The organism is Sphingomonas sp., assembly GCF_036387535.1.
In the GTDB taxonomy this organism is placed as follows: Bacteria; Pseudomonadota; Alphaproteobacteria; order Sphingomonadales; family Sphingomonadaceae; genus Sphingomonas_R.
Window position 1 is genome coordinate 1 of record NZ_DASVTO010000107.1, and the last position, 8,670, is coordinate 8,670.

Sequence of the window (8,670 nt, forward strand, 5' to 3'; positions counted from 1 at the left end):
GCCGCCTGTTCCGATCCGAAGCCTCAGCGGTTCAGAAGCGGTAACTGATCCACGCCGCACCGAACATGCTGTTGCCATATCCGGCGCGCGTCAACGCATCGCCTGCCTGCATATGTTCGAGCCGCAGGGTCGTCGACAGCCGCGGGGTCATCGTCCAGACCGCCTGCAACCGAGCGACCTGTCCGACTTCCTTGCCACGTACGGTTTCCGTGCGGGCATAGGGCGTTCCCGCCGCGCGATAGACCGCATCTGTTTCGCTCGGCCGGAACGTGAACTGATATTCCACGGTCAGCCGCACCGGCTTGACCGGATTGATCGTGAAGTTTGGCGAAATACCGAGGAAATTGGTCGGGGTGAGAAACAGCCCGTAGCTGAAATAGATGTTGTTGCCGAACAGACCGCTGGCGTTGGACAGCTTGCCGCCGGTGAACGCGCCGCCGCCCGATCCATAATCGACATGCACGCCGATCCGCGGTGCCGTCGCCGCTTTCCCGAGCTTGTAGGTCTGTGCCGCGAACACCTGCCACGCGTCGATGTCGCGTCCGTCGAACGTGCCGAACTGGTGATCCACGGTCCAGTCGATCGTCACCGGCCCCGCATCGCCCCAGGCACGCACGCCCGCGAACATCCGTTCCTCGCGCCCGCTCTCCGTTCCCCACTGCTCCTCTCGCGCGCGCAGCCGGTACAGGAACGGATCGATATAGAGCTTGGACTTTCCGAACAGCGTCGTCGGTACGGCATAACCGATCACGCCGCCGGAAAAACGGGTGTTGCGGTCGCGCGGATCGTCGCCCAAGCCCTTGGGACCGTAGGCCGTGTAGTTGAAATCGAACAGGTCGATCCGCGCTGCCGTTCCGCGCGCATAACCGCGCACGCCATTCAGCACGAACCGCAGCGCATTATTGTCGCGGGCGGAGGTCAGCAGATTGGGTCCGTCGGTAAACTCCTGCCGGCCAACGCGGATACCGGTATCCAGCCCGCCGACATCGCCCTGCGCCTCCAAGAACAGCTGCTGCACCGCCAGGTCGTTGCGCAGATTGCCGGCCGGGCTGCCCAGATTTTCGCCACTGATCCCGCCATGGGCCAGTTCGCCGAACACGCGAACATGGCGGCCAAGGTGCAGGTCGACGCCGCCGACGATCCGGGTAATGTCCTGCCGCTGCGCCTCGGTCTTCAACAGGCCGGGATTGGTGGTGACGTTCACGCGGAGCCGCAATTCGCCGCTGAACGTGGCATAGACGTCGCCGTCACCGGCGATCTCGACATATTTCAGCCGGTCGATCACGTCCTTCCGTTTGGCGGGATCCTTGTTGCCCCGCCAGTCCTCCGCCCATCGCGACAGGTTGTAGCCGCCGGTCGTGGCGCCATCCCCCGCCGCGGACGCCGGAAAACTGTCGACGATCGGCGTAGCCGGCGCCTTGGGTGGCTGCAATGGACGGCCGCGGTCCTGCGCCGCGGCCGGGGATACCGCCACTGCGATCGGGGCCAGGGTGATCAGCATGGCTCGTGCGGCCGGTTGGAACATGTAAAACTCCCGTGACACGACCATAACGGCTGACGACCGCGGCGCGTTAGCCCGCTGTCCCCTCGGTGCCAACCCGAACCCGCATATCCGGGCCGACCCGCCCGTCCAGCGCGGCGTGCAGCGCGTCCTTGTCCAGCGCGTTCTCCCAACGGGCGACCACCACCGTCGCAACCGCATTGCCGATGAAGTTGGTGAGCGATCGGCATTCGGACATGAACCGGTCGACCCCCAGGATCAGCGCCATGCCCGCCAGCGGCACCGTCGGCACGATCGACAGCGTCGCCGCCAGCGTGATGAACCCCGCGCCCGTCACCCCGGCGGCGCCCTTGGAACTGACCATCGCCACCAGCAGCAGCGAGACTTCCTGGCCCAGCGTCAGATCGACGTTGGTGGCCTGCGCGATGAACAGCGCTGCCAGCGTCATGTAGATGTTGGTGCCGTCCAGGTTGAACGAATAGCCGGTCGGCACGACCAGCCCCACCACCGACTTCTCACATCCCGCTGCCTCCATCTTGGTGATCAGGTTGGGCAAAGCGGCTTCGGACGATGACGTTCCCAGCACCAGCAGCAATTCCGCCTTCAGGTACCGGATCAGCTTGAAGATCGAAAATCCGTTCAGCCAGCAGACCGCACCCAGCACCACCGTCACGAACAGGATCGACGTCAGGTAGAATGTCGCGACCAGCGCGCCCAGATTGCCCAGGCTTTCGATCCCGTACTTTCCGATCGTGAACGCGATCGCTCCGAACGCGCCGATCGGGGCCGCGCGCATCAGGATTCCGACCAGCCGGAACACGATCAGCCCCAGCCGCTCCAGCGCGGTCTGGATCGGCTTGGCCGGCTCCCCGACCAGCGACAGCGCGATCCCGAACAGGATCGCGATCAACAGGATCTGCAGGACATTGCCGTCGACAAAAGCACTGACAAGCGTGTCCGGGATGATCGACAGCAGGAAACCCGTGATCGACGTCTCATGCGCCTTGGCAGCATAATCGCTGATCGCGCCGCTATCCAGCGTCGCGGGATCGATGTTCATCCCCGCGCCCGGCTGCACGACATTGGCCACGATCAGCCCGACGACCAGCGCCAGCGTGGAAAAGAACAGGAAATAGGCGAAGGCCTTGCCCGCGACCCGACCGACCGATCCCAGTTCGCGCATGCCGGCGATCCCGGTGACCACCGTCAGGAAGATCACCGGCGAAATGATCATCTTCACCAGCTTGATGAAGCCGTCGCCCAGCGGCTTCAACGCTTCACCCAGCGCGGGATGGAAGTGTCCGAGCACCGCGCCCAAAGCGATCGCGACCACCACCTGAAAATAAAGCTGCGACCAGATGCGCTGCGGTTTGGCGGGTTCCGCGGCGGGATAATCCTTCATGATCATGGTCTTGGCTTGTCCTTTTTTCCGCCACTGCCGACTGGCGCCTCATGCCTGGCCCGAACCATGCCGCTTTTCGGCACGAATGCCGAGCGGAAACCATGTTCGCCCCTGCATAATCGGGATAGGCGGTGCTACCATGCCGGTCGCCCCCGCCACCCTCGCCGTCTGGACCATCTGCACCGCGGCGACGGCCGGCGTGATCGCGCGGCCGCTTCGCCTGCCGGAGGCGGTATGGGCGGTGGCCGGCGCCGCTGCGCTCCTGCTGTGCGGGCTGATCCCGTGGCCGGCGGCGATCGCGGCCGTCGCACGGGGTCACGACGTCTATCTGTTCCTGATCGGCATGATGCTGCTATCCGAAACCGCACGGCTTCAGGGAGTGTTCGACTGGATCGCAGGACATGCGGTGCGCGCCGCCCGCGGATCGACCGGGCGGCTGTTCACGCTCGTGTTCGGTGTCGGCACGCTCGTCACCATCTTCCTGTCCAACGATGCCACTGCGGTCGTCCTGACACCGGCGGTTTACGCCGCCGCGCGCAAGGCGGAAGCCGATCCGCTGCCGCTGCTGTTCGCCTGCGCGCTGATCGCCAATGCCGCCAGCTTCGTGCTGCCCATCTCCAATCCCGCCAATCTCGTGCTCTATGGTGGGCACATGCCCCCGCTCGGCGCCTGGCTGGCGGCATTTGCGCTGCCGTCACTGCTGGCGATCGTCGCCACCTACGTGGCGCTCCGCTTCGTCGAGCGCGCGCGGTTGGTCGGACGCTGCGCCGTCGTTCCGGCTCCCGATCCGATGACGTCGGGCGGTCGCACCGCGCTTGGCGGCATTTTCGCCACGGCGGTCCTGCTGCTGATCGTGTCCGCACGCGATCAGGCGCTGGGACTGCCGACCTTCCTGGCCGGCGCCGTTACCACCGCGATCGTCCTCATGCGCACGCGCGGTGGACCGCTGCCGCTCCTCCGCGGGATCAGCTGGTCGGTGCTGCCGCTCGTCGCCGGCCTGTTCGTGCTGGTGGAGGCGATCGCCCGCACCGGGCTGATCGCCGCCCTCGCCCGCACGCTGGCCGTGCAGGCCGCGCGCGATCCGGCCGCCACCGCCGCCATCGCCGGCACGGTCCTCGCCTTCGCGTCGAACCTGATGAACAACCTGCCCGCCGGCCTGATCGCCAGCACCACCGTTGCGCTGGCTGCACCGCCGCAACTGGTCACGGACGCGCTGCTGATCGGGGTCGATCTCGGCCCCAATCTGTCGATCACCGGATCGCTCGCCACCATCCTGTGGCTGACCGCAATCCGGCGCGAGGGCCAAGATGTTGGCTTCTGGCGTTTCCTGAAGGTCGGCGCCGCCGTGATGCCGCCCGCCCTGTTGCTTGCGCTGGGCGGACGGCTCCTGCTCGGGTGACGCCCGGTTACACGGTCTTCAGATACTCCCGGATCACCGGCCCCAGATCGGCCCGCTCCAGCGCCAGCGAGATGTTCGCCTGCACATAACCGGCCTTGTCGCCGCAATCATGCCGCTGTCCGACGAAGGTCTGCGCGTGGAACGGCTGAACGCCGATCAGCTTCGCCATCGCATCGGTCAGCTGGATCTCGCCGCCCGCGCCCTTTTCCTGCGTGCCGAGCAACGCCATGATCTCCGGCTGCAGGATGTAACGCCCGACTGCGGCCAGCCGCGACGGTGCGTCTGCCGGCTTCGGCTTCTCGACCAGGCCCCTGACCTCGGTCACCGCGCCTTCGATCGTTCCGGGCGATACGATGCCGTAGCGGTTGGTATGCTCGTGCGGCACTTCCAGCACCGCGATCACATTGCCGCCCTTGCGCTCCTGCGTCTCGGCCATCTGCTTCAGGCAGGGGCTTTCCGGGTTCCACAGCAATTCGTCCGCCAACAGCACGGCGAACGGCGAATTCTCGATGAAATGCCGCGCGCACCATACGGCATGGCCCAGGCCCAGCGGCTCCTGCTGCCGCACGAACGCGACGTTGCCCGGCGCCAGCCGCGTCCCTTCCAGCGTCGCCAGGATGTCATGCTTGGCGCGGCTGTGCAGCGTATCTTCCAGCTCATAGGCGATGTCGAAATAATCCTCGATCGCGTTCTTCCCGCGGCCGGTGACGAACACCATCGTCTCGATCCCGGCGGCCAGCGCCTCGTCGACCGCATATTGGATCAACGGCTTGTCGACGACCGGCAACATCTCCTTTGGCACGGCCTTGGTCGCCGGCAGGAAACGGGTGCCGAGACCGGCGACGGGGAATATGGCGGTACGGATGCGGCTCATGCGATCTCCTCTTGCAACCAGGGTGGCAGCGCGTCGGCTGCGATCAGGCTCTCGATCGGTTGACGGGCCCGAACGATCGCCCATTCCTCTCCCGTCACCAATATCTCCGGCGTCAAGGCGCGGCTATTATAGGTACTGGCCATGGTCGCGCCATAAGCGCCCGCGGTCATGAACGCGACCAGATCGCCTTCGGCAACCCGGTCCATGGTCCGCCCGGTCGCGAACGTGTCACCGCTTTCGCACACCGGCCCCACCACATTGGCAACGAACCGCGCGCCATCGGGGCGCACCGCGCGGATATCATGCCAGGCATCATACAGGCTGGGGCGCAGCAGGTCGTTCATCGCCGCGTCCAGGATCACCCACGGGTGCGCCGCACCCTCCTTGACCCGCACGACCGTCGACAACAGGATGCCGGCATTGCCGACGATCAGCCGCCCGGGTTCGAACATCAGCCGCACGTCCCAGCCGCGTGTGACCCGCGCCACCATCGCGCCATAATCGGCGGGGTTCGGCGGCAACGGCTTCGACGGATCATAGGGTACACCCAGCCCGCCGCCCAGATCGGCGGTGCGGATCACATGACCGGCGGCACGCAGGTCGGCGATCAGCCCGCCGATCCGCACGAACGCCGCCTCCAGCGGGGCGAGATCGGTCAACTGGCTGCCAATATGCACCGCCACGCCTTGCACATCGATCCCGGGCAGCGCCGCCAGCCGCGCATAGGCCGCGGCCGCGGTATCATAGGGGATGCCGAACTTGTTGTCCGAACGCCCCGTCGAAATCTTGGCATGGGTGCCGGCGTCGACATCGGGGTTGATTCGATAGGCGACCCGCGCCGCGATCGCCAGCCGCGTCGCAACCTGCGACAGCGTCACCGCCTCCTGCTCGCTTTCCAGGTTGAACTGGCCGACGCCGCGTTCCAGCGCCAACGCCATTTCATCCGCGGTCTTGCCGACGCCCGAAAACACGATCTTGTCCGCCGGCACGCCGGCCGCCAGCGCGCGCAGCAACTCGCCCGCCGACACCACGTCCGCGCCCAGCCCCGCGCGCGCCATCGTCGCCAGCACCGCGCGGTTGGGATTGGCCTTCACCGCGAATGCGATCCACGGCCCCGCCGGACCGCTCTCCACCCCTGCCAGCCCATCGCGCAGCACCGCGATATGCCGTTCGATCGTCGCAGTCGAATAGACATAGACCGGCGTGCCGATCGCCGCCGCGATGTCCGGCAACGCCACATCCTCGACATGCATCACGCCATCGCGATATTCGAAATGGTTCATCGCGCGTCAGCCCTGCGGCGGCAGGTCGAAACGGTCGTCCTGCCGTTCCTGGGATTTGCGCAGCACTTCCTCGCTGCGCGCCGGCCGCGCCGTCGGCGTCGGGGTCAGCAACTGATCGACGGTCGGCTGCACGCGCGCCTCGGCTGGCGTCTGCGGCAACGATGCCCCTTGCGCCGGCTGCAACGCCTCGCGCCGTCCGCATCCCGCCAATGCCAGCACCAGTGCCAGCCCGATCATCCCGCGCATCATAGCCCCAAGGCCCCCTTCGCGCGCGCCACCGCTTCCCGGACGCGCACGGGCGCGGTCCCGCCCTGGCTCGCCCGCGCCGCCACCGACGCATCGACCGACAACGCGTCATAGACCCGCGCGTCGATCCGCGGATCGATCCCGATCAGGTCGTCCAGCGGCAGCGCGTCCAGCGCGCAACCGCGCTGCTCCGCCATCCGCACCGCCTGTCCGGTGATATGGTGTGCTTCGCGGAACGGCACGTCCGCCACCCGCACCAGCCAGTCGGCCAGGTCGGTCGCGGTCGAATAGCCCGCCTCCGCCGCCGCCCGCATCCGCTCGGTCCGGAACGTCACGCTTTCGACCATCCCCGTCATCGCCGCGATCGACAGCGCCAGCAGGTCATGCGCCTCGAATACCGGCGGCTTGTCATCCTGCATATCCTTGGAATAGGCGAGCGGCAGGCCCTTCATTGTCATGGTCAGCGCCATCATGCAGCCCGTGATCCGCCCCGAATGCCCCCGCACCAGCTCTGCCGCGTCCGGGTTGCGCTTTTGTGGCATGATCGACGATCCCGTGGACCAGGCATCCGACAGGCTGACGAATCCGAACGGCTGCGATGCCCAGATCACGAATTCCTCCGCCAGCCGCGACAGATGCACCGCGCATGTCGTCGCCGCCATCAGATAATCCATCGCGAAATCGCGGTCGGATACGCTGTCCAGCGAATTGGCGGTCGGCCCGTCGAACCCCAGCGCCCGCGCGGTCGCCTCGCGATCGATCGGGAATCCCGTCCCCGCCAGCGCCGCGGACCCGAGCGGCGACAGGTTCGCGCGCGCCTTTGCATCGGCGAAACGCGACCGGTCGCGCCCGATCATCTCATAATAGGCCATCAGGTGATGACCCAGCGTCACCGGCTGCGCGACCTGTAAATGGGTGAAGCCCGGCATCACGCTGGCGGCATGTTCCTCCGCCCGCGTCACCAGCGCGCGCTGCAACCCCTCCAGCCCGGCCAGCACCGCGTCGATCGCATCGCGCACCCACAGCTTGAAATCGGTCGCGACCTGGTCGTTGCGCGACCGCGCGGTGTGCAACCGCCCGGCCGCCGGCCCGATCAGCTGCGACAACCGGTGCTCGGTCGCCATGTGAATATCTTCCAGCGCCAGGTCGACCGTCACGCCCTGTGCGGCATATTCCGCCTGCACCGTGGCCAGTCCCGCGTCGATCGCCGCCGCATCCGCGGGCGATACGATCCCGGTCGCACCCAGCATGGCGGCATGTGCGCGCGATCCCGCGACATCCTGGGCCCACAATCGCTTGTCGAACGGGATGGATGCGTTAATCTCACGCATCACCGCGGCGGGCCCTTCTGAAAAGCGCCCTCCCCACATCTGATTGGAGTCTTCCTTGCGGCCGCTGATCGTCCTGCTCCTCGCGCTGGCAGTCGCCGGTTGCGATAGAGGCAAGCCCGAAACCCCGCAACCCGCGGCGAACACGCTTGCCACCGCCGACACCCCGGCCGCTCCCGCGGGCAAGGTCGATCTGTCGCATGCGGGGGAGGCCATGCCCGCCGTACCCTTTACCGGGCCCGACGGCGCCCCCGCGACGCTCACCCGGTTCCGGGGCAAGCCGCTGCTCGTGAACCTGTGGGCCACCTGGTGCGCGCCTTGCCTTGCCGAAATGCCGACGCTCGATGCGCTGGCTGCGCGGGAACAGGGCCGGTTGCAGCTGATGGTCGTCAGTCAGGATCTGGCCGGCAAGCGCGAGGTCGATCCTTACTTCGCGAAGGAAAAGTTCAAGGCGCTGATCCCCTATCTCGACAAGCAGAATGTCCTGATGGAAGCGACCAAGGCCGACACGCTGCCCGTCACCATCCTCTACGGCGCCGACGGCAAGGAACGCTGGCGCGTCGTCGGCGGGATGGACTGGACCGGTGCGGAGGCCAAGGCTCTGCTCGACAAGGCGCTGAGCTAGATCACCCCCCAC

Annotated in this window: 8 protein-coding genes; 2 read left to right on the top strand and 6 right to left on the bottom strand. The window is 66.8% G+C overall.

Annotation, left to right across the window (positions count from 1 at the left end):
* Nucleotides 1-31 precede the first annotated feature (31 nt).
* Entirely contained in the window at nucleotides 32-1,501 is a 1,470-nt protein-coding gene (locus VF649_RS10045; RefSeq protein WP_331011821.1) for an alginate export family protein, read from the bottom strand.
* Between the two features lie 70 nt (nucleotides 1,502-1,571).
* Complete coding sequence (locus VF649_RS10050) at nucleotides 1,572-2,909, bottom strand: dicarboxylate/amino acid:cation symporter (protein ID WP_331011822.1); 1,338 nt, start codon at nucleotides 2,907-2,909, stop codon at nucleotides 1,572-1,574.
* 133 nt (nucleotides 2,910-3,042) lie between these two features.
* Between VF649_RS10050 and VF649_RS10055 the strand changes: the two genes are divergently transcribed.
* Complete coding sequence (locus VF649_RS10055; protein ID WP_331011823.1) at nucleotides 3,043-4,302, top strand: arsenic transporter; 1,260 nt, start codon at nucleotides 3,043-3,045, stop codon at nucleotides 4,300-4,302.
* Between the two features lie 7 nt (nucleotides 4,303-4,309).
* Here VF649_RS10055 and galU read toward each other — a convergent pair whose 3' ends face one another.
* Genes galU through argH form a run of 4 tightly spaced genes read right to left on the bottom strand, consistent with a single transcriptional unit; the run spans nucleotide 4,310 to nucleotide 8,075 of the window.
* On the bottom strand, nucleotides 4,310-5,176 hold the full coding sequence (gene galU / locus VF649_RS10060) for a UTP--glucose-1-phosphate uridylyltransferase GalU (protein ID WP_331011824.1): 867 nt from the start codon (nucleotides 5,174-5,176) through the stop codon (nucleotides 4,310-4,312).
* A complete protein-coding gene (gene lysA, locus VF649_RS10065) occupies nucleotides 5,173-6,459 on the bottom strand; it encodes a diaminopimelate decarboxylase (RefSeq protein WP_331011825.1) in 1,287 nt (428 codons plus the stop codon). The genes galU and lysA overlap by 4 nt, the downstream gene beginning before the upstream one ends.
* Nucleotides 6,460-6,465: 6 nt before the next feature.
* The gene (locus VF649_RS10070; RefSeq protein ID WP_331011826.1) at nucleotides 6,466-6,705 is read right to left on the bottom strand and encodes a hypothetical protein; all 240 of its coding nucleotides are present in this window, start codon (nucleotides 6,703-6,705) and stop codon (nucleotides 6,466-6,468) included.
* Nucleotides 6,705-8,075 (bottom strand): argininosuccinate lyase, encoded by a 1,371-nt coding sequence (gene argH, locus VF649_RS10075; protein WP_331011827.1) that lies wholly within the window; start codon nucleotides 8,073-8,075, stop codon nucleotides 6,705-6,707. The genes VF649_RS10070 and argH overlap by 1 nt, the downstream gene beginning before the upstream one ends.
* 16 nt (nucleotides 8,076-8,091) lie before the next feature.
* On the opposite strand from argH, the gene VF649_RS10080 reads away from it, so the two are divergent.
* A complete protein-coding gene (locus tag VF649_RS10080; RefSeq protein ID WP_331011828.1) occupies nucleotides 8,092-8,658 on the top strand; it encodes a TlpA disulfide reductase family protein in 567 nt (188 codons plus the stop codon).
* Nucleotides 8,659-8,670: the final 12 nt, after the last annotated feature.

Coding starts and splice junctions, on each gene's coding strand:
- galU (WP_331011824.1), bottom strand. CDS start 5,176: ATGAGCCGCATCCGTACCGCCATATTCCCCGTCGCCGGTCTCGGCACC.
- VF649_RS10045 (WP_331011821.1), bottom strand. CDS start 1,501: ATGCTGATCACCCTGGCCCCGATCGCAGTGGCGGTATCCCCGGCCGCG.
- VF649_RS10070 (WP_331011826.1), bottom strand. CDS start 6,705: ATGCGCGGGATGATCGGGCTGGCACTGGTGCTGGCATTGGCGGGATGC.
- VF649_RS10055 (WP_331011823.1), top strand. CDS start 3,043: ATGCCGGTCGCCCCCGCCACCCTCGCCGTCTGGACCATCTGCACCGCG.
- VF649_RS10050 (WP_331011822.1), bottom strand. CDS start 2,909: ATGATCATGAAGGATTATCCCGCCGCGGAACCCGCCAAACCGCAGCGC.
- argH (WP_331011827.1), bottom strand. CDS start 8,075: ATGTGGGGAGGGCGCTTTTCAGAAGGGCCCGCCGCGGTGATGCGTGAG.
- lysA (WP_331011825.1), bottom strand. CDS start 6,459: ATGAACCATTTCGAATATCGCGATGGCGTGATGCATGTCGAGGATGTG.